17 protein-coding genes are annotated in these 20,125 nt (G+C 69.3%); 9 read left to right on the top strand and 8 right to left on the bottom strand.

Annotation, left to right across the window (positions count from 1 at the left end; all coding sequences use genetic code 11):
• Positions 1-91 precede the first annotated feature (91 nt).
• From rpsA to mscL, 4 genes are all read left to right on the top strand, one after another.
• Positions 92-1,801 carry a 30S ribosomal protein S1 gene (gene rpsA / locus ASC70_RS20650; RefSeq protein ID WP_056053987.1) on the top strand — a complete coding sequence of 570 codons (1,710 nt, stop codon included), beginning with the start codon at positions 92-94 and terminating at the stop codon, positions 1,799-1,801.
• 110 nt (positions 1,802-1,911) lie between these two features.
• Entirely contained in the window at positions 1,912-3,873 is a 1,962-nt protein-coding gene (locus ASC70_RS20655) for a DUF3857 domain-containing protein (RefSeq protein WP_056053990.1), read from the top strand.
• Positions 3,874-3,990: 117 nt separating this feature from the next.
• On the top strand, positions 3,991-4,281 hold the full coding sequence (locus tag ASC70_RS20660; RefSeq protein ID WP_010921415.1) for an integration host factor subunit beta: 291 nt from the start codon (positions 3,991-3,993) through the stop codon (positions 4,279-4,281).
• Between the two features lie 82 nt (positions 4,282-4,363).
• On the top strand, positions 4,364-4,780 hold the full coding sequence (gene mscL, locus ASC70_RS20665) for a large-conductance mechanosensitive channel protein MscL (protein WP_056053993.1): 417 nt from the start codon (positions 4,364-4,366) through the stop codon (positions 4,778-4,780).
• Here the strand turns inward: mscL and ASC70_RS20670 are convergent.
• The 6 genes from ASC70_RS20670 to acs form a co-directional block, all read right to left on the bottom strand.
• On the bottom strand, positions 4,777-6,003 hold the full coding sequence (locus tag ASC70_RS20670) for an FAD-dependent oxidoreductase (RefSeq protein ID WP_056053995.1): 1,227 nt from the start codon (positions 6,001-6,003) through the stop codon (positions 4,777-4,779). The genes mscL and ASC70_RS20670 overlap by 4 nt on opposite strands.
• Before the next feature lie 42 nt (positions 6,004-6,045).
• The gene (locus tag ASC70_RS20675) at positions 6,046-8,913 is read right to left on the bottom strand and encodes a pitrilysin family protein (protein WP_056053998.1); all 2,868 of its coding nucleotides are present in this window, start codon (positions 8,911-8,913) and stop codon (positions 6,046-6,048) included.
• 101 nt (positions 8,914-9,014) lie between these two features.
• Positions 9,015-10,658, bottom strand: a complete 1,644-nt coding sequence (locus ASC70_RS20680; protein WP_056054001.1) for a DUF4166 domain-containing protein — start codon at positions 10,656-10,658, stop codon at positions 9,015-9,017.
• Positions 10,655-11,077, bottom strand: coding sequence for a thiol-disulfide oxidoreductase DCC family protein (locus ASC70_RS20685; RefSeq protein ID WP_082539523.1), 423 nt, complete (start codon positions 11,075-11,077; stop codon positions 10,655-10,657). The genes ASC70_RS20680 and ASC70_RS20685 overlap by 4 nt, the downstream gene beginning before the upstream one ends.
• On the bottom strand, positions 11,074-11,631 hold the full coding sequence (locus ASC70_RS20690; protein WP_056054112.1) for an SRPBCC family protein: 558 nt from the start codon (positions 11,629-11,631) through the stop codon (positions 11,074-11,076). Before ASC70_RS20690 ends, ASC70_RS20685 begins: the two co-directional genes overlap by 4 nt.
• A gap of 34 nt (positions 11,632-11,665) precedes the next feature.
• On the bottom strand, positions 11,666-13,609 hold the full coding sequence (gene acs / locus ASC70_RS20695; RefSeq protein ID WP_082539565.1) for an acetate--CoA ligase: 1,944 nt from the start codon (positions 13,607-13,609) through the stop codon (positions 11,666-11,668).
• A 175-nt stretch (positions 13,610-13,784) separates the two neighbouring features.
• Between acs and ASC70_RS20700 the strand changes: the two genes are divergently transcribed.
• A complete protein-coding gene (locus ASC70_RS20700; protein ID WP_056054007.1) occupies positions 13,785-14,540 on the top strand; it encodes a creatininase family protein in 756 nt (251 codons plus the stop codon).
• On the opposite strand, the gene ASC70_RS20705 is transcribed toward ASC70_RS20700, so the two are convergent.
• Positions 14,537-15,631 (bottom strand): XdhC family protein, encoded by a 1,095-nt coding sequence (locus tag ASC70_RS20705; protein WP_082539522.1) that lies wholly within the window; start codon positions 15,629-15,631, stop codon positions 14,537-14,539. The genes ASC70_RS20700 and ASC70_RS20705 overlap by 4 nt on opposite strands.
• Here ASC70_RS20705 and ASC70_RS20710 point away from each other — a divergent pair.
• Together ASC70_RS20710 and ASC70_RS20715 are read left to right on the top strand one after the other, a co-directional pair.
• Positions 15,624-16,502 carry a bifunctional regulator KidO gene (locus ASC70_RS20710; RefSeq protein WP_047404111.1) on the top strand — a complete coding sequence of 293 codons (879 nt, stop codon included), beginning with the start codon at positions 15,624-15,626 and terminating at the stop codon, positions 16,500-16,502. The genes ASC70_RS20705 and ASC70_RS20710 overlap by 8 nt on opposite strands.
• A 163-nt stretch (positions 16,503-16,665) precedes the next feature.
• The gene (locus ASC70_RS20715) at positions 16,666-17,370 is read left to right on the top strand and encodes a glycosyltransferase family protein (protein WP_056054013.1); all 705 of its coding nucleotides are present in this window, start codon (positions 16,666-16,668) and stop codon (positions 17,368-17,370) included.
• Positions 17,371-17,449: 79 nt separating this feature from the next.
• On the opposite strand, the gene ald is transcribed toward ASC70_RS20715, so the two are convergent.
• Positions 17,450-18,562 carry an alanine dehydrogenase gene (ald, locus tag ASC70_RS20720; protein WP_056054016.1) on the bottom strand — a complete coding sequence of 371 codons (1,113 nt, stop codon included), beginning with the start codon at positions 18,560-18,562 and terminating at the stop codon, positions 17,450-17,452.
• Between the two features lie 120 nt (positions 18,563-18,682).
• Between ald and ASC70_RS20725 the strand changes: the two genes are divergently transcribed.
• Together ASC70_RS20725 and ASC70_RS20730 are read left to right on the top strand one after the other, a co-directional pair.
• Positions 18,683-19,156: an Lrp/AsnC family transcriptional regulator gene (locus ASC70_RS20725; RefSeq protein WP_056054117.1), complete on the top strand. Its 474-nt coding sequence runs from the start codon at positions 18,683-18,685 to the stop codon at positions 19,154-19,156.
• A 74-nt stretch (positions 19,157-19,230) separates the two neighbouring features.
• Complete coding sequence (locus ASC70_RS20730) at positions 19,231-20,061, top strand: carbonic anhydrase (RefSeq protein ID WP_056054019.1); 831 nt, start codon at positions 19,231-19,233, stop codon at positions 20,059-20,061.
• The last annotated feature ends 64 nt before the right edge of the window (positions 20,062-20,125 follow it).

The raw sequence follows: 20,125 nt of genomic DNA on the forward strand, positions 1-20,125 counted from the left end.
GCAGAAAAACCACTTCATCCGGAATCCCGAGAACCGCTTTCCGGCGGCGCTCACCATAGGGCTTCCCCCAACCTAGAGACTAAACATCAGCATGGCTGACGATATGAGCTTCAACCCGACGCGCGACGATTTCGAAGCGCTGCTTAACGACTCGATGGGCGGCCGCGATTTCGCGGAAGGCACCGTCGTCAAGGGTCTGGTCGTCGGGATCGAAAAGGACTTCGCCATCATCGACGTCGGTCTGAAGACCGAAGGTCGTATTCTGCTGAAGGAATTCGGCGTCGACGAAGCCGGCAAGGCCATCATCAAGGTGGGCGACTCGGTCGAGGTGTTCCTGGAACGCCTGGAAAACGCTCTCGGCGAAGCGGTCATCAGCCGCGAAAAGGCCAAGCGCGAAGAGGCCTGGACCCGTCTGGAAGGCGTCTACGCCAAGAACGAACCCGTCATGGGCGCCATCGTCGGCCGCGTGAAGGGTGGCTTCACCGTCGACCTGGGCGGCGCCTCGGCCTTCCTGCCGGGCTCGCAAGTCGACATCCGTCCGGTCCGCGACGTCGGCCCGCTGATGGGCAAGGAACAGCCCTTCGCCATCCTCAAGATGGACCGTCCGCGCGGCAACATCGTCGTCTCGCGTCGCGCCATCCTGGAAGAAGCCCGCGCCGAGCAGCGCACCGAACTGGTGTCGCAGCTGCAAGAGGGTGAAATCCGCGAAGGCGTCGTCAAGAACATCACCGACTACGGTGCGTTCGTCGACCTGGGCGGCATCGACGGCCTGCTGCACGTCACCGACATGAGCTGGAAGCGCGTCAACCACCCGAGCCAAGTGCTCGCCGTGGGCGACACCGTGAAGGTCCAGATCGTCAAGATCAACCCGGACACCCAGCGCATCAGCCTCGGCATGAAGCAGCTGCAGTCGGATCCGTGGGATGGCGTCGAAGCCAAGTACCCGGTCGGCGCCAAGTTCACGGGCCGCATCACCAACATCACCGACTACGGCGCCTTCGTGGAGCTGGAAGCTGGTGTCGAAGGTCTGGTGCACGTCTCGGAAATGTCGTGGACCAAGAAGAACGTCCACCCCGGCAAGATCGTCTCGACCTCGCAAGAAGTCGACGTGGTCGTGCTGGACGTCGATCCGTCGAAGCGCCGCGTGTCGCTGGGCCTGAAGCAAGCCCTGGCCAACCCGTGGGAAGCCTTCCTGGAAGCTCACCCGGTCGGTTCGACCGTCGAAGGCGAAGTCAAGAACGCGACCGAATTCGGTCTGTTCGTCGGCCTCGACAACGACATCGACGGCATGGTGCACCTGTCGGACATCGACTGGAGCGCCCCGGGCGAAGAAGCCATGGCCCGCTACAAGAAGGGCGACATGGTCAAGGCGAAGGTTCTCGACGTCGACATCGAGAAGGAACGCATCTCGCTGGGCATCAAGCAGCTGGGCGGCGATCCGATGTCGGGCGACACCTACCGCAAGAACCAGACCGTGACCGTGACCGTGACGGAAGTCACCACGGGCGGCATCGAAGTCCGCTTCGGTGAAGACGACGCGCCGATGTCGGCCTTCATCCGCAAGTCGGACCTGTCGCGCGATCGTCAGGAACAGCGCCCCGAGCGCTTCGCCGTGGGTGACCGCGTCGACGCTCAGATCACCAACATCGACAAGGCCGCGCGCCGTGTGTCGCTGTCGATCAAGTCGCTGGAAATGGCCGAAGAGAAGGAAGCTATCGAGCAGTTCGGCTCGTCGGACTCCGGCGCTTCGCTGGGCGACATCCTGGGCGCGGCTCTGCGCGAGCGCGCCGTCAAGGAATAGGCTTCGTCTCCATCGGAGCTGAAGTAGCGGCGGCGGGAGCAATCCCGCCGCCGTTTTCTTTTGCGCGAAAGCCTGTCACAACTCCTGAGGTTGTGTTGGGGAGGCGTGGCGTGCGGGTTTGGAAGGTGGCGGTCTTGACCGCGGTGTCGATGGTGGTCCTGGCGGGCGCCGCCCGGGCTGACGAGAAGCCCAGCTATGGCCCGCCGGCCAAATGGGTGCAGGTGGCCGAGATCCCCGCCCCGCCCGTCGACGACCAGGCGCCCTCGACCCAGGTGCTGCTGGACGACAACCAAGCCCAGCACGACAACACCGGGTCGACCTACTACAACCGCCGGATCGTCAAGGTCCTGAAGCCCGAGGCCCTGCAGGGCGGTTCGCGCTCGGTCACCTGGGATCCAATCCGCGACAAGGTCACGATCCACGCCCTAGCCATCGTCCGCGACGGCCAGCGCATCGATCTCCTGAAGAACGGCCAGGACGTACTGGTCCTGCGCCGCGAGAAGAACCTCGAACGCGCCATGCTGGACGGCCGCATGACCGCGTCTATCCAGATCAAGGACCTGCAGGTCGGCGATCTGATCGACTGGTCCTACAGCTACGAGCATCGCGACCCGCTGGTCGGCGGCCGCACCAACGACTTCGAGCGCATGGCCTGGAGCGGCGTCGCCGGCCGTTATCGCGTCCGGATGCTGTGGGCGGACGGTACGCCCCTGACCTGGCGGGCCTTGCCGGCCTTTCCAACGCCCAAGGTCAGCCGATCGGGCAAGCTCAACGAGCTGCTGGTCGATGTGACAGGGGTCAAGACACCCAAGCCGCCGGCCGCGGCCCCGCTTCGCTTCCAGCGCCTGGGCGGGATCGAGGCCACCACCTACAGCGGCTGGGACGATATCTCCCGCCGCATGGCGCCGCTGTACGTGAAGGCCGGTGAACTGTCGGCCGACTCCCCGCTGCGGGCCGAGATCGCCACGATCGCCGCCGCCGGTTCCGATCCCAAGGTCCGCGCCTTCAAGGCCCTGCAGCTGGTCGAGGACAAGACCCGTTATCTGTTCCTGGGCATGGGCGACGGCGGCTACAAGCCGGCGTCCGTCGACGAGACCTGGTCGCGGCGTTTCGGCGACTGCAAGGCCAAGACGGTGCTGCTGCTGGCCGTTCTGCGCGAGCTGGGCGTCGAGGCCGAACCGGTGCTGGTCTCCACCACCGGCGGCGACGGCTTGAACGAGCGGACGCCGTCGGCGGCCCTGTTCAATCACGTGATCGTCCGCGCCCGCATCGACGGCAAGAGCTACTGGCTGGATGGCACGCGCTCGGGCGACCTGGGCGATCTGGACAGCCTGCGGCCGCCGCCGTTCCGCTGGGCGCTGCCGCTTCGGACGGCGGGCGCGACGCTCGAGGAGATTGTGCAGCCCTCGCTGGCCAAGCCCGACACTGAAGGTCAGATCCGGATCGACGCCACGGGCGGGTTCGACAAGCCCGCGCCGCTGACGATGTCGATGATCTTCCGGGGCGACGCCGGCCTCGCCCTGGCCCGGGCGCTGCGGACCACGCCCCGCGCCGACATCGAGCGCGGTCTCAAGCAACAGTTCTCGGCCAGCAACAGCTGGATGACGCTCGAGAAGATCGACTTCGACGTCACCCCCGAAGGCATCGGCAAGGTGATGATCACCGGTACGGTCGAGATGGACTGGCGGATGAACGACGACGTCGGCGCGCGCGAGTTCAAGTTTCCAGGGTCCGGGTCGGGCAAGGCCACCACCTTTCCCCGGCGCGAGCCGGGGCCCAACACCGACGCGCCGTTCGCGACGACGTTCCCGGCCTATGCGACCTCCGTGACCGAGGTGGTCCTGCCGAACAAGGGCGACGGCTACTCGGTGAAGGGCCCGATCTGGTCGGGGCGCGTGGCCAACAGCGAGATCGTCCGGACGGCCGAACTCCGCGACGGCGTGGCGCGCTTCTCGCAGTCCACGCGCAGCGTCGGGCGCGAACTGCCGTTCAGCGAGGTCGAGGAAGCCAACAAGATCCTCCGCCGCCTGGCGGGAGACGCCGAGATCATCCGGGCGCCGAAAGGTTCATGAGCGGGCGCGTTAACCGAACCTCGTTCGAGAATCGCACGCAACCCCTTGAAGACTCAGCCATCGTTGGGCAAAGGTCCGGTCGCGCCTTTTCCTCCCAGGGGCGTTCCGGGGATATCGATGATCAAGTCTGAACTCATCGCCAGGCTCGCGAATGAAAATCCGCACCTGACGCAGAAAGACGTCGAACGCGTAGTCGGCGTGATCCTGGAGCGTATGATCGGTGCGCTGGAGGACGGCGGCCGTGTCGAGCTGCGCGGCTTCGGCGCCTTGTCGGTCCGCTCGCGTCCCGCCCGCACCGGCCGCAATCCGCGCACCGGCGAGGCGGTTGATGTCCGCGCCAAGCACGTGCCGTTCTTCAAGAGCGGCAAGGAGCTGCGCGCCCGGCTGAACGCGGACGGCGACGAATAGCAACAAGGCTGCGCCGGGCTTGACCCCGGGGCGCGAACGCCGTCAGCCTCTCGCGCTAGTTTGAGGTGGCGAGGGATTTGTCATGAGCGTCGTCAAGGAATTCCGCGAGTTCATCGCTCGCGGCAACGTCATCGACCTGGCCGTCGGGGTGATCATCGGCGCGGCGTTCAACGGCATCGTCAAGAGCCTGGTCGACCAGGTGATCATGCCGCCGATCGGCCTGCTGACCGGCGGCCTCGACTTCTCGAAGCTGGAATGGGTGTTGCGTCCCGAGAACCCGGCGACGGAAGCGGTCGAAAAGGTGGCCGTCCAGTACGGCGCCTTCATCAACACCCTGATCCAGTTCTTCATCGTCGCGTTCGTGGTGTTCCTGCTGGTCAAGGTGGTCAACGGCATCCGCCGCGCCGACGCCGCCGACCCGGAAGCGCCGCCCGCGCCGACGCCGCAGGAAAAGCTGCTGACCGAGATTCGCGACCTGCTGGCGAGCAAGAAGGCCTAAAGCGCCTCGATCGCCGCCCGCGCCGCCGCCTGACCGGTCAGCCAGGCCCCGTGGGCGGTCGAGAAGGCCGTAGCGCTGCAAGCCTCGCCCGCGAAGAACAGGCGCTGGTCCACGGGCGCCGCCAGCCGCGCCCGGTCCCCGGCCCGTCCCGGCAGCGCATGGGAATACGAACCGCCCGCGAACGGATCGGCCGCCCAGGCCGTCTCGGCCAGGACATGCACCCGCGAGCGCACGCCGCTGCCGTAGATGCCGACCAGCTCCTCGATCGCGAACGCCGTCGCCGCGCCGGGGCCCTCGCCCTCCAGCGCCCGCGCATGGGCGCCGCCCAGGAACACCTCGATCATCGGCCGATGCAGCGGCCGCAGGTGGTAGGCCCCGGTGGCGGTGCGCCGGGGATCGCCATAGGCCTGGGCCTCCGGCGCGAAGGCCTCGGGCTCGTCGACCCGCAGGAAGACTTTGTCGGCCAGCCCCAGCGGCAGGCCGGCCGCGGCGTCCTGCTTGTCGGGCAGCTCCGGCCAAAAGCGCAGGGCGTCCGAGGCCAGGATCGCGGTCGGGACGCAGATGACCGCCGCCCGCGCCGAGACCGCCCCTAGCGGCGTCTCCAGCACCAGGCGCGAGCCGTCGTGGCGGATCGTGGTCACGGGGCAGGCCAGACGCGTGGGCAGGGCCGGCGCCAGCCGCACCAGGCCGGCCCCGTACCCCTCCGCGACCCGCCAGTTCACCTCGGTGTCTTCGTAGGCGACGTAGTCGTGCAGCGAGACCTGGTCGAACTCGGCGCCGTTGTAGAAAGCGCTGAAGGCGTTCAGCAGCGGGTTCCAGCGCGAGGTCGGATCCAGCAGTTCGGCTGCCGGGCGGTCGGGGCCGCCGTCGTGGGCCGCCGCCTCCAGCCGCCCGTCCAGCGCCAGGAAGGCCTCGCCGAACTGGGCGCGCTCCTCGCGGCTGAAGGTCGGACTGTCGGCGAGGTTGGCCCACGGGGGCGGGGTCTTGTCGATGGTCAGGCCCAGGGCCTGAAACCGCGCCACGAGCGGGTTGTGGTCGGCCGAGTGCAGCCACTCGCAGCCCAGGTCCAGCGGGCCGACGGGCGAGGCGATCGTGTGGCCCCGCCCGCCCAGCCGGTCGCGGGCCTCCAGCAGGACGCCCGAGCGCCCGCTGGCGGCCACGGCTTCGGCGGCGGCCAGGCCGGCGGCGCCGGCGCCGACGATCGCGATGTCGACCTCGTTCATGGAGACCTCAATCGGAATCGCGCGCGCCGGTTCCGTGCTCCCTCACTTGGTCAGGGTCGGGCTGTCGAGGTCGAGCTTGGCGGCCGGGATCACCGTGGCGTTCGGCGCGGCCTTGATCAGGTCCTCGCCCATGGCCTTGGCGTCGCCGGCGACGATGACGCTCATCTGGGCCGGGTCCAGCTTGGCCTTGGCGAAGGCCTGGACCTCCTCCGGCGACACGGCCTCGACCTTGGCGGCGTAGCTCTGGATCTCGGTCAGCGGCACGCCGTAGACGGCCAGGTTGCCCAGGATGTTGGCCAGGCCTTCCGAGGTGCCGAGGTCGCGTCCGAAATTGCCGACCAGAACCGACTTGCGGGCGGTCAGCTCGGTGGCCGAGGCGGGCTCGGCCGCCAAGCGGCTCAGCTCGGCGCGGGTCAGGGTCACCACTTCGCCGGCCGAGGGGTTCTTGGTCTGCACCCGGGCCGAGAAGCCGCCGAAGCGACCCTGCGGCGTCAGGCTGGAGCCGGCGCCGTACGAGAGGCCGCGCTTGATGCGGATCTCCTGATTCAGGCGCGACGAGTAGCCGACGCCCAGCACCGTATTGGCGACGATGCCCTGGTAGTAGTTCGGGTCGGCGCGGGTGATGGCCGGCTTGGCCAGCACCACGGCCGCCTGGCCGGTGCCTGGCAGGTCGATGACGACGTTGCGCGGCTGGTAGCCGGTCGGGGCGGCCGGCGGGGCCGGCGGCGGGGCCACGGGCTTCTTCCAGGCGCCGAACGCCTTCTCGGCCAGGGCGAAGCCGGCCGCGGGCGTCAGATTGCCGGTCAGGACCAGCACGGCGTTGTCGGGACGCCAATAGGCGGCGTGGGCCTTGGCCAGGTCGGTGCGCTTGATCTTGGGCAGCGAGCCGGGCGTGCCGCCGGCCACGTGACCATAGGCCGAGCCGGCGTACAGCACCGGGGCGGTGGCGAAGCCGGCCAGGCTGCCGGGGCGCTGGTACGAGACCGACAGGCCGTCCAGGGTCTCGGTGCGGACCCGGTCCAGCTCCTCGGCCGAGAAGGCCGGATGCTGGGCGACGTCGGCCATGATCGCCATGGCTGGTGACGCGTTGTTGGCCGTGACGCTAAGCGTCAGGGAGGCGGCCTCCCAGCCCGAGCCGGCCTCGAGGTTGGCGCCCAAGGCCTCGGTCTCGCGGGCGACCTGGGTGGCCGAGCGGGTGGTTGTGCCTTCGGTCAGCAGCTCGGCGGTCAGGTTGGACGCGCCCGCCAGGCCGGCGGGATCGGAGCTGGCCCCGCCGCGCACGGTCAGGTCGGCGGTGATCAGCGGCAGGTCGCTCGACTTGGCGACGATGACCCGCAGGCCGTTGGCCAGGGTCTTCTCGGCCGGAGTGGGCAGGACGGCCGGAACCGGCGGGGCGACGGCCGGCGGCTTCTGGCGCTCGCCCTCGGGGGCCAGGGTGGTGACGGGGCCGTCGAACTTGACCGAGGCGACTTTCGGGATGGGCGGGGTGACGTCCTTCTCGCCGGCCGGGCGGTCCTTTTCCGGCAGGTAGCGGATCACCGTGCGGCGGTCGTCCGCCAGGTACTTCCTGGCGACGCGTTGAATATCGGCGGCGGTGACGGCCTGCAGCTTGGCCAGGTTGGTGTTGGCGCTGGCGGCGTCGCCCTCGGTCTCCAGAGCGTAGCCGATCGCGAAGCCGCGGCCGTCGATCTCCTCGCGGCGGCGGACGGCGTCGGCCAGCAGGCCGGTCTTGGCCTCGGCCAGTTCGGCCGGGGTGACGAGGCCGTCGCGGATCCGGGCGACCTGGGCGCGCAGGGCCGTCTCGCCCTGCTGCACCGTCTTGCCGCCGGCCATGATGGCCCCGACGTAGAACAGGCCCGGCTGGGCGTTGTTCGGGGCGTCGGAGAACACCGACTGGGCGATCTTCTGGTCGTAGACCAGGCTGTCATAGAGGCGCGAGGACTTGCCGGCCGTCAGCACCGCGTCCAGCACCGCCAGGGCCGGCGTGTCCTTGTTGGCCGCCGCCGGGGCCAGCCAGGTGATGGCCAGGGCGGGCAGCGGCACGTTGGGACCGTAGGTGGTGACGGTCTTGGGTCCCGTGCGGGCCGGCTCGACCGCGGTGACTTTCGGGATCGCGCCGGCCGGCGTGGTCAGTGGGCCGAAATACTGGTCGATCATCGCGTCCAGCTTGGCCTGGTCGAAATTGCCGACGACGATCAGGGCGGCGTTGTCCGGGCGGTAGTAGGTGGCGTGGAAGGCGCGGACGTCGTCGACCGTGGCCGCGTCCAGCTCCTCGATCGAGCCGATGCCGGGGCGCTGGTAGGGGTGGGTCGCGAACGACTGCTGCGGGATCGAGAGGGCGAAGAAGCGGCCATACGGATCGGCCAGCACGCGCTGGCGCAGCTCTTCCTTCACGACGTCGCGCTCGGAGGCGAATACGGCGTCGTCGATGACCAGCGACTTCAGGCGATCGCTCTCGGCCCAGATCAGGCGCTCCAGGTGATTGGCCGGGGCGACCTCGTAATAGTTGGTGAAGTCGTCCCAGGTGGAGGCGTTGTTGAAGCCGCCCACATCCTCGGTCAGGCGGTCCAGCGTCTCGCTGGGCATGTTGCGCGTGGCCTTGAACATCAGGTGTTCGAACAGGTGCGCGAAGCCCGAGCGGCCGTGCGGGTCGTCCTTGGAGCCGACGCCGTACCAGACCTGCACCGTGACGTTCGGCGTGGTGGTGTCGCGCGAGGTGAACACCTTCAGGCTGTTGGCCAGCACGCGCTGCTGGTAGACGATCGGCGGAACCTTGATCGCCGACGCCACGGGCGCGACCGCCGCCGTCCTGGGCTTCGCCTTGGCCTGCGTCGCCGCCATGGCCAGGGGTGAAAGCGCCGTGGTGGAGAGGGCGGCGGCCACGAGGGCCAGCCTGGCGGTGCGGATCATGCGCGAAGGTCTCCTGAACAGTCCGCGCGACCCTAGCACCGCCCCTCGCGCGGTAAACCTTACCGTGCTGTCATGTGCGGGGAAGCAGCGCTGTCCCAGGGCTAGGTCAGGCTCAGCCGTCCCGCATAGCCGAAGATCACCCCGATCCACGGATGGGCGACCAGCACGCGGAAACGGTAGACGCCGTCGCGAGCGAAGGTCCGGGCCCGCATGCGCGGCGCCCAGGCGGCGGGAAGAGGCAGCGGGCCGATCCGCCAGCCCTCGAACATCCACGAGAACCCGCCCGGATAGTCGGCGGCGTGGAAGCGGAAGGTCAACGGGCCGGCTGTCTCCTCGAAGGCGTAGGCGTCTTCGCGGACCGGGACGATGCGCGAGCGGAAGCGGCGGGCGCCGAATTGGCGGGTCCAGGTCTCGCCCAGATCGTCCGAAGCGATCCCGACCGAGGTCTCGTGACGGCCGCGTTCGGGCAAGCCTTGCAGCCAACGAACGAGATGGGCCCCGCCGGTTGCGCCGCGCCCGCGCGCCCATCCAACCAGGGTTTGGGGGGCGCCGCCATGGGCTCGGCGGACGACCTCGGGCAGGGCGGCGAAGCGCGGGCCAAGCGCGCGGGCGAAGACGCCCTTCGCATTGGGAGAGGCCGTGTCGACACGGGTGCGGATCGGAAAGGGCGCTAGCGGCGCCAGCAGGTCCTCCAGCGGCAGCAGGCCGATACAGGCGGTGGCGCGAGGCGGGCCTTCCAAGCGCTCGTCCAGCAACGCCCGCAGAACGGCGGCGGCGGGCGCGGCAGGGGTGTTGGGTCCCGCGCCGGCGTCCGCCCACAGCCCCCAGCGGGCGCGAACGGCGTGCCGGGTCTCGTCCTCGCCGACGGCCTCGACGACCATGCCGCCGCGATCGGTCCCGAAGCGAGCCAGCCGATCGGCCAGGAATCCCAAGGGACGGGCAAAGGGCGCGAGATCGCAGACCAGCCCCACCCCGCACGCCCAGCCCAGCAGCGCCAGGCCGTGATGCGCCAGGGGCAGTTCCAGACCGGCTTGGAAGCGGCCGACAAGGCGCGGCGCATAGCGACTTGGCAGGGCATCGAGGTCCGGGGTCTCGGCCAAGGCGACCCAGCGGCGGCCCAGGCCCGGGAAGAGTTCCCGTCGCGAGCCGCTCCAGCCCGGACGCGAGGTCCAGGCGCCGCGTTCGAACACGCGAACCGGCTGGCCGACCCAAGAGAAGATGGCCTTGACGACCGACGGGCCACGAGGGGCGTCGGCGCCGGGCGAGATGGCGGTGGTCACCACGTCGATCCGACTCCAACCGGCGGTGAGGCGATCCAGAGCGGCCGTGCTCAAGGCGGGAGTTGAACTGGCGCCGGTGATCGCCCAACGGCCGGATGCGGCGACCGCGGGTTCTAGAGCTTCGGGGAAAGCCGCGACGAACGCGCGGCCGTCCGCCAGGTCGACATAGTGCGCGCCGGCCGCCAGCGCCGCCTTGGGCAAGCGCAGGTCGCTGGTCTGGAACGGGCCGGCTGCGTCGACCACGGCGAACGGCGCGAGCGCGGCAAGACCATCCGGCGCGTTACGATCGAACGTGACGACCTCGGTCATCGCCGGGCCCTCGAGGCGGGCCCGCAATGCCGCCAGCGGTTCCTGCCGCCGGGCGGCCAGCACCAGCACGACGTCGGGCCAGCGGGCGATCATGGCGGCCAGTCGCGCGCCGAAGACGCCGCTGGCCCCGACCAGGACGATGCGACGGGGGATCATTCCAGGATGAACCGCTCGCGCTGGGCCGGGCTCGGGACCATGCAGCGGTCCTTCTTGCCCATCAGGCGGTAGCGGTTCCGGGCGATCCAGTCATAGGCCGCGTCCGCCGGCCTTTTTGGCAGTCGATCCACGAAGGCCAGCCAGCGCCAGGGCGCGCGGAGGCGGCGCAGCAGCGCCCCGATCGCGGCGGTCTTGGCCAGGGGCCGGCCGTGGTCGAGAAACAGGAAACTTTCGGGCGTGTCGGGATCCAGGCCGTGGGCGCGGGCGAGCGCCCGACCGTAGGCAGACTGGATGGGCGTGAAGCGAATCACGCCCTCGCGGTCCAGGCGCAGGACGGTCTGGACCGAGCCCGTGCAGAAATTGCAGACGCCGTCGAACAGCCAGAGGCCGTCGGGCCGTTCCCGATCGATATCGCTCATCGGTCCTCGCACTCGCGCCGCAGCGCCCTCAGCGACTGTGGCACGTCGCGGCGCATCATGCCGCTGACCAAGCTCGCGGGCACGGCGAATGGCGAGGCGGCCCACATGTCGTAGGTGACGCGGGTGCGCTGTCCGCCGTCCAAGGGCTCCAGCTTCCAGGACCCTTCACAGGCGCGGATGTCGCCGCCGATGCAGCTGAAGCGGATCAGGCGGTCGGGCTCCAGGGTGACGCGCGAGGTCGAGCGCAGGGTCGGCAGGAAGAAGCCCCACTTGACCGTGTGCTCGCGGATCTCGGTCCCGTCGGGGGCGCGGGACACGACACGGCAGCTCTTGACGCCGGGGCTCATGCGGGCCGCCAGGTCGCAGTCGAGGATGACGCGGAAGACCACCGCCGGCGGGGCGGCGATGTCGACACTGGCCCAGACCATGCCCCGGCCGTGGTCGTCGGCGCGAGCCTCGACCGCGATGCCGCCGTCGCGCGTCTCCCATTCGGCCGCGGCGTGCGCGGGGCTGGCGAGGGCGAGCAGAGCGAGGAGGAGGACAAGCCGGCGCATCATGCTGAAGCCAACGCGGCCGGCCCGTCCTTCGTTACGTTCCGGCTCGGTTTTTGACGAGATCGTCGACCACCGAAGGATCGGCCAACGTGGATATGTCCCCCAAGCTGCCCAATTCGTTCTCCGCGATCTTGCGCAGGATGCGGCGCATGATCTTGCCTGACCGGGTTTTGGGCAGGCCGGGCGCCCATTGCAGGATGTCGGGGGCGGCGAACGGGCCGATCTCGTGGCGCACCCACAGGATCAGGTCCTTGCGCAGCTGGTCGGTGGCCTCGACGCCAGCCTTCAGGGTGACATAGGCGTAGACGCCCTGGCCCTTGATGTCGTGCGGATAGCCGACCACGGCGGCCTCGGCGACCGCCTCGTGGGCCACCAGGGCGCTCTCGATCTCGGCCGTGCCCAGGCGGTGACCCGAGACGTTGATCACGTCGTCGACCCGGCCGGTGATCCAGTAATAGCCGTCGGCGTCGCGGCGGCAGCCGTCGCCGGTGAAATACTTGCCGGGATAGGTCGAGAAGTAGGTCTCGAAGAAGCGCTGGTGGTCGCCATAGACCGTGCGCATCTGGCCCGGCCAGCTGTCGGTGATGACGAGGTTGCCCTCGGTCGCGCCGTCCAGCACCTGGCCCTCGGCGTCGACCAGCTGCGGCTTGACGCCCGGCAGCGGCTTGGAGGCCGAACCCGGCTTCAAGTCGGTGGCGCCCGGCAGCGGGGTGATCAGCATGCCGCCGGTTTCGGTCTGCCACCAGGTGTCGACGATCGGCAGCTTCTCCTTGCCGACCACGCGATGATACCAGAGCCAGGCCTCAGGATTGATCGGCTCGCCGACGCTGCCGAGGATGCGCAAGGACGAGAGGTCGTTCTTGGTCACGTGCTCGTCGCCCTCACGCATCAGGGCGCGCAGGGCCGTGGGGGCGGTGTAGAAGATCTCGACCTTGTGCTTGTCGATCACCTCCCAGAAGCGGCTGGGGGTCGGATAGTTCGGCACGCCCTCGAAGATCAGGCTGGTCCCGCCATTGGCCAGCGGACCGTAGACGACATAGCTGTGACCGGTGACCCAGCCGACGTCGGCCGTGCACCAGAACACCTCGCCCGGCTTGTAGTCGAACACCGCCCAGAAGGTCCAAGACGCCCAGGCCAGGTAGCCGCCGGTGGTGTGCAGCACGCCCTTGGGCTTTCCCGTCGAGCCCGAGGTGTAGAGGATGAACAGCGGGTCTTCGGCGTTCATCGGCTCGGGCGCACAATCGGACGAGACCGTGTCGCGGACGTCGCCATAGACCACATCGCGGCCTTGCACGATGGGCACGTCGGCGCCGGTCAGGCGGATCAGCAGCACCTTCTCGACTTCTGGCCGACGCAGCAGAGCTTCGTCGACATTGGCCTTCAGCGGCACGCGCTTGCCGCCCCGGCAGCCTTGGTCGGCGGTGATGACGAGGCGTGAGCCGCAGTCCTCGATCCGGCCGGCGATGCTGTCGGGCGAGAAGCCGCCGAACACCACCGAGTGCACCGCGCCGATGCGGGCGCAGGCCAGCATGGCGACGGCCGCCATCGGAACCATCGGCAGGTAGATGGTGACCCGGTCGCCCTTCTTGACGCCCAGGTTCTTGAGGACGTTGGCCATGCGGCAAACCTCCTCGTGCAGCTGGCCATAGGTCAGGGTGCTGGAGGTTCCGGGCTCGTCGCCCTCGAAGATCAGGGCGACCTCGTCTTTCTTGGCCGGCAGATGGCGGTCCAGGCAGTTGGCCGAGACGTTGAGCACGCCGTCCTCGTACCAGCGGATGCGGAAGTCGTCCTTGGCGAACGAAACGTCCTTGATCTTGCTGGGCGGCTTGATCCAGTCGAGGCGGGCGGCGACGTCCCGCCAGTAGCCCTCGGGATCGGCCTCGACTCGCGCCACGGCGGCCGCGTAGCCGGCGGCGTCGATATGCGCCGCCTCCGCCAGGTCTTGAGGAACCGGGAAAACCTGTCCGTCGCTCACCAGCCGCACTCCCATATCTCGTTGGTCGCCGGAATAGGCGAAGCCCGGCGCCCGACGCAAGCAGACCATTCCGGTTTCTCGCGAGCGCGGCGGGTTTGCCTATCCGATAGGGTGGGAAGATGACGACCCCATATGAGGGGCGTAAAGCGTCGTTCCTCGTTCTGTCCGGAGTTTTCCCATGCTGCTCGCGCTCTCCACCTGGTCCGAGATCGAAGACCGCCTGAAGGCCAGCACGAGCGTGGTGGTGCCGATTGGCTCGAACGAGCAGCACGGGCCGACGGGGCTGCTGGGCACCGACTGGCTGTGCCCGGAGATTATCGCCCACGAGGCCAGCAAGCGGGCGGGCGACAGGATCCTGGTGGCCCCGACTTTCAACATCGGCATGGCCCAACATCACCTGGCCTTCCCGGGCACCATCTTCCTGCGGCCCTCGACCTTCATCGCCGCGATCGGCGACTGGGTGCGGTCGCTGGGCGCCCACGGCTTCACGCGGATCTATTTCCTGAACGGCCACGGCGGCAACGTCGCCTCGATCGAGGCGGCCTTTTCGGAGATCTACGCCGACTACAGCTTCCGCCAGCAGCGCGCGCCGTTCGCCCTGAAGCTGAAGAACTGGTGGGACCTGGCCGGCGTCCACGCCCTGGCCAACCGGCAATTCCCGACCGGCCACGGCAGCCACGCCACCCCGTCCGAGATCGCCGTGACCCAGTGGGCCTATCCGGAAACGATCAAGACGACGCCGTACGAGCCGAAGATCGCCCCGACCGGCCCGATCCGCGAAGCCTTGGACTTCCGCGCCCGCTACGCCGACGGCCGCATGGGCTCGGACCCGGCCCAGGCGACGCCCGAAAAGGGCGGCGAGCTCGTGGACATGGCGGCCAAGGCGCTGATCGAGGACTTGGCGGCGTTCGGGGCGGAGACGGCGCCGGGCTAGGCCTCCACCACCCGCCGCGCCAGCGCCGGCTGCCCATGCCGCGTGGCCATGATCTCGCCGATCACCGCCACGGCCACCTCGAACGGGGCCTTGCCGCCGAGATCCAGGCCGATCGGGGCGCGCAGCTTGGCCAGGTCACGGTCGGAGAGGCCCGCCGCCTTCAGCCGCGCCAGCCGCTCGGCCAGCCGTCGTCGCGCGCCCAGCAGGCCGACATAGGGCGCGGGCGAGGGCAGGGCGGCCAGCAGGGCCTCGTGGTCCAATTCGATGTCGTGGCCGCAGACGGCGACGGCGGTCCAGGCGTCCAGGCCGATCGCCGCCAGGGCCTCGCCGGCGGCCTCGCGGCGATAGGCGACGTCGGTCAGGGGCGGCGGCGCGGCCGGCCCCTTGGGGCGAATCAGGAAGGTCTCGAACCCTGACTGCGCCCCAAGGCTGGCCACCGCCAAAGCGGTCGGGTCGCCGCCCAGCACGATCAGCTGTGGCGTCGGGTCATAGGCGCGCTCGAAGGCGCCCGGCCACAGCGCCTGCGGCTCCTCGACGCATAGGCGCTTCTCGCCGTCGGTGACCCAGAAGGCCGGCGCGCGGGCGGCGGCCAGGTCCAGCAGGGTCCGCGCGGCGGGATCGTCGGGCGCGATCCTCTCGACCAGGATCTCGATCCGCGCCCCGCACAGCAGGCGAATGTCGGGCCAAGGGCTGCCTTCGCCATAGACGAGGTGGCGCGGCTGGCCATCGGCCAGGCAGGCCCGGGCGTGGACCTCGACGTCGGCCTCGATGCAGCCGCCGGACAGAAATCCGGAAATAATGCCGTCGCCGAACACCATCTGGGCGCCGACCGGACGGGGGCCGCCGTCGCCCAGCGCGATAATGGTGGCCAGGGCGGCGGGACCCCTCGAAAGCGCGGCGGCCAAGGCCGGGCGGGCGTCATCGGCCATGCCGTGCATCGGCCAAAGGGAGGCGGCGGCGTCGTTTGAACGGTCAGGGGTCATCGGCCCGACGTTAACGCCTCGGCAAGTTTCCAGAAACCTGATGTTCAAACCTTGGCGCGTACCGTTCCCCTCTGTTGGTGTTTTTCGCGCACGGATGGCGATGTCCATTTCGGTCTCAAAACTCGGTCTGGCGGCCGCCCAGTTCGGTCTCGACGGCGGAAGCTCGTCGGCGCCGCGCGGCCGTTCGCCGGAAGCCGAGACGCGCGACATCCTGAACATCGCCGCCCGCGCCCGCCTGTCGGTGCTGGACGCCTCCGGCCTGTTCGGCCGCGCCGAGACGGTGCTGGGCGACCTGATTCCGCGTCCGGTTCCGTTCCGCGTCACCATCGCCACCGCCCGCGCCGACCGCGGCCCCGATTTCGTCGAGGCCGAGGCCCGCGCCACGCTGCGCCGGATCGGCGTGGAACGCGCCGAGGCCATCGTCGTCCATTCGCCCTCGGAGCTGTTCGGCCCGCACGGCGCGGCCCTGTGGGACCGCCTGCAGCGCCTGAAGGACCAGGGTCTGTTCGCCAAGATCGGCGTCGCCGCCCACGCCACCGACGATCCGGTCGGCGTCGCCCGTCGCTTCAAGCCCGACATCCTGCAAGCTCCGGCCTCGCTGCTGGACCAGCGCCTGCTGGCAGACGGCTCGCTGCAACGCATCGCCGGCATGGGCGTCGAGGTGCACCTGCGCTCGATCTTCCTGAACGGCCTGCTGTTCTTGCCGCCCGACCGCGTCCCGGCCCAGCTGAAGGGCGCCTCGGGCCGTCTGTCGCGCGTGCGCCGCATGATCGCCGAAGGCCGCTCGGATCCGCTTCAAGCCGCCCTGGGCTTTGCTTTGTCGCGCCCGGAAGGCTCGGCCGTGCTGGTCGGCGTCAACTCGGCCGCCGAGCTGTCGGCCGTGGTCGCCGCCGCCTCGAGCCCGCCGCCGGACCTCGACTGGGACGAGATGGCGATCGACGATCCGGTCGCGCTCGACCCGCGACGTTGGGTCGCCTGATCCATCCCTAGAATCAGCTGCGACGGTACGGAGGTCGGCCGCCTGGTCGCCTACGTCTTTGTATCCGCGAATTAAGCCCGCTGGTTAAGGCCTTGTAAGGTTCTGATTCACTTGAGTTTTATGAGTCTGGTCTAGCTTTCTCCCAACAAAGGGAAACCGCGCCATGATCCTCGCTGTCCTGCAAGCCCGCATGGGGTCGTCCCGGCTGCCGGGCAAGTCTATGGCCACGCTCCAGGGCGAGCCGATGATCGTGCGCCAGCTGGAGCGCCTGCGCGGCGCGCGCTGTCTTTCGAAGATCATTGTCGCCACCAGCACCGAGAGCGTCGACGACGCCCTGGCCGGGTTCCTGGTCTCGCGCGGTCACACCGTCCATCGCGGGGCCGGCGCCGACATCCTGGCCCGCATCGCCCGTTGCGCCGAGGCGATCAGCGCGGTCACCCACGTCGTGCGCCTGAAGGGCGACGCGCCGTTCATGGATCCCGGCATCGTCGACGAGGCCGTCCGTCTGGCCCTGGCCAGCGACGCCGACTACACGTCCAACCGCGTCCACCGCACCTATCCGGTCGGCCTCGAGGTCGAGGTGATCAAGGTCGGGGCGCTGCGCGAAGCCGCTGGCGAGGAGCGCGACCCGCTGGCCCGCATCTCCCCGACGGCGGCGATCCGCAATCAGCCCAAGCGCTGGAGCCAGGCGCACCTGAAGGCCCATCGCGACTGGTCGAAGCTGGACTGGCGGGTCAAGACCGCCGCCGACCTGGCCTTCGCCCGCTCGGTCTATGACGCCCTGCACCCGGTCGATCCGGAGTTCCGCATGGGCGACGTGCTCGACCTGGTCGAAAGCCGCCAGGACATCGCCCGTTTCGCGGCCTGAGATTTGAATTCTCCCGAACTTGAAAGGGCGCCGAGCGAAAGCCGCTCGGCGCCCTTCTTTTGTTCAGGACGCGGCGCGCCTACTTCCACGCCCCGTACGGATCCACCGAAACCTTGCCCAGCGCCTCGGCGACGGCGGGGTGGGTCAGTTGGCCGTTCAGGACGTTGAGGCCGCGGGCCAGGTGGACGTTGGTCTTCAGCGCGTCCAGGCCCTTGTCGGCCAAGGCCAGGCCGAACGGCAGGGTGGCGTTGCCCAGGGCTTCCGACGAGGTGCGCGGAGCCGCGCCGGGCATGTTGGCCACGCAGTAATGGACGACGCCGTCGACCGTGTAGGTCGGCTCGGCATGGGTGGTCGGCTTGCTGGTCTCGAAGCAACCGCCCTGGTCGATCGAGACGTCGACCAGCACCGAACCCGGCTTCATCTGCTTCAGATGCTCGCGGCGGACCAGCTTGGGCGCGGCCGCGCCGGCGGTCAGCACGGCGCCGATGATCACGTCGGCCTTGAGGATCTCTTCCTCGACCGCGGCGAAGGTCGAATAGCGGGTCAGGATGCGGCCCTGATAGAGGTCGTCCAGCTCGCGCATGCGCGGGATCGAGCGCTCCAGCACTACGACCTCGGCGCCGAGGCCGGCGGCCATGCGGGCGGCGTTGCTGCCGACCACGCCGCCGCCCAGCACGACCACGCGAGCCGGCGGCACGCCGGGCACGCCGCAGAGCAGCAGGCCCATGCCGCCGTTGTGCTTCAGCAGGGTCTCGGCGGCCGAGAACACGGCGATCCGGCCGGCCACTTCCGACATCGGGGCCAGCAGCGGCAGGCCGCCCTTGGCGTCGGTGACGGTCTCATAGGCGATGGCCGCGCAGCCGCTCTTCAGCAGGCCCTCGGTCTGGGCGGGATCGGGCGCCAGGTGCAGGTAGGTGAACAGGATGTGGCGCGGCTCGAGCTTTTCCCACTCGACCTTCTGCGGCTCCTTGACCTTCACGATCATGTCCGCGCCGGCGAACACCGCATTAGCGTCGGCGACGATGGTCGCGCCGGCCCTTTGATAGACGTCGTCGGCGTAACCGGCGCCGAGGCCGGCGCCCGACTGGACCAGGACGGTGTGGCCATGGCCGACATATTCACGGACGGCCGTGGGGGTGAGGCCGACCCGGTGTTCGCCCGGTTTGATCTCGGAAGGGACGCCAACGCGCATGATGCTTTCCTCCAAAAGCGATTTGACGCCGGTTTACGCCTCGTGGCCCGCAGGTTCCTTGGCCATTTCATGCCGCGAGACCCCTGTTATGCAGGATTCTTGCGTGATAAGGTCAAGTCGATGAAGAAACCTGCCGTCAACCTCGACAGCTTCGACCGGAAGCTTCTCCACCTGCTGCAAAGGCGCGGCCGCGCCAGCTATGTGGAAATGGGCGAGGCGGTGAATCTTTCCGAGTCCGCGTGCCTGCGGCGGGTGCGGGCTCTGGAGGAGGCGGGGGTCATCGGGCGCTACGCCGCCGTGATCGACGAGCGGGCCGTCGGCCTGCCGCTCAGCGTCTTCGTCACCGTCACCCTGTCGTCCCAGGCCGAAAGCGCGCTCAGCGCCTTCGAGAAGGCCATAACCAATGTCCGCGAAGTGGCCGAGTGCTACCTGATGACCGGCGGCTCGGACTATCTGCTGCGGCTGGTGGTGCGCGACGTCGACGATCTGGAGCGGGTTCACGCCCAGGAGCTGACCCGCATCCCCGGCGTGGTCCGCGTCAGCAGCAGCATCGCCATGCGAACGGTCGTCAAACGCGCCGAATTGCCGCTGTGAAAGTCTAGTTAACCCTTCCTGAGCCGTTGAAGCCTAGGGTCTCGCCCGACATTCAAACCGCGTCGGGGGACGAAATGGTTTCGAGACGAATCCTGCTGGGGGCCCTGGCGGGTCTCGCCGCGCCGGCCCTGGCCTTCGCCGAGGGCGACGGCGTCACGCCCAGCGTCCTGACCCGGAAGGGCCGCCGCACGCGCTCGGCCCTCAAGCATCAGTCGACCGACAAGGCCGCGCTGGACAAGGCCCTGACCAACGTCAAGCCGCTGGAGGCCGAGCCGCCCCCCGCGCCGGACGCCCACGCGACCGGGCCGCAGGAGGTCACGCCCGACGAGGCCCTGGGCCGCCTGAAGCAGGGCAACACCATCTTCTCCCGCGGCGGCGCCAATCTGATGCTGCCGACCCTGGCGCGCGTGGCCGAGCTGTCCAAGGGCCAGAAGCCGTTCGCGGTGGTGATCGGCTGCGCCGACAGCCGCACGGCGCCGGAACTGATCTTCGACTGCAATCTGGGCGAACTGTTCGTGATCCGCGTCGCCGGCTCGACCGTCAGCCGCGAGGGCCTGGGCTCGGTGGTCTACGCCGTCGAGCACCTGGGCGCGCCGCTGATCGTGGTGCTGGGCCACACCAAGTGCGGCGCCGTCGGCGCGGCCGTCGACGTGGCGATGAAGCACGCGGAGCTGCATGGCTCGCTGCACGAAATGGTGCTGCCGATCATTCCGGCCGTGCTGGAGGCCCAGGAAAGCCACCCGGCCGACCTGCAGGACGCCGCCATCCGCCGCAATGTCCGCGACATCGCCGGCCGGCTGAAGGTCGCCGACGGGGTCCTGGCCGAGAAGCTGGGCGAGGGCCGCCTGAAGATCGTCTCGGCCTGCTACGACCTGGCCACGGGCGTGGTCAGCTTCGACGCCTAGCGTCGATCCGAAAGTGTCATTTCAGCGCCGTTGACCCCCGGTCGCGCTTAGGTTCAAGTCCGCC

The organism is Caulobacter sp. Root343 (genome assembly GCF_001425745.1).
Classification (GTDB): Bacteria; Pseudomonadota; Alphaproteobacteria; order Caulobacterales; family Caulobacteraceae; genus Caulobacter.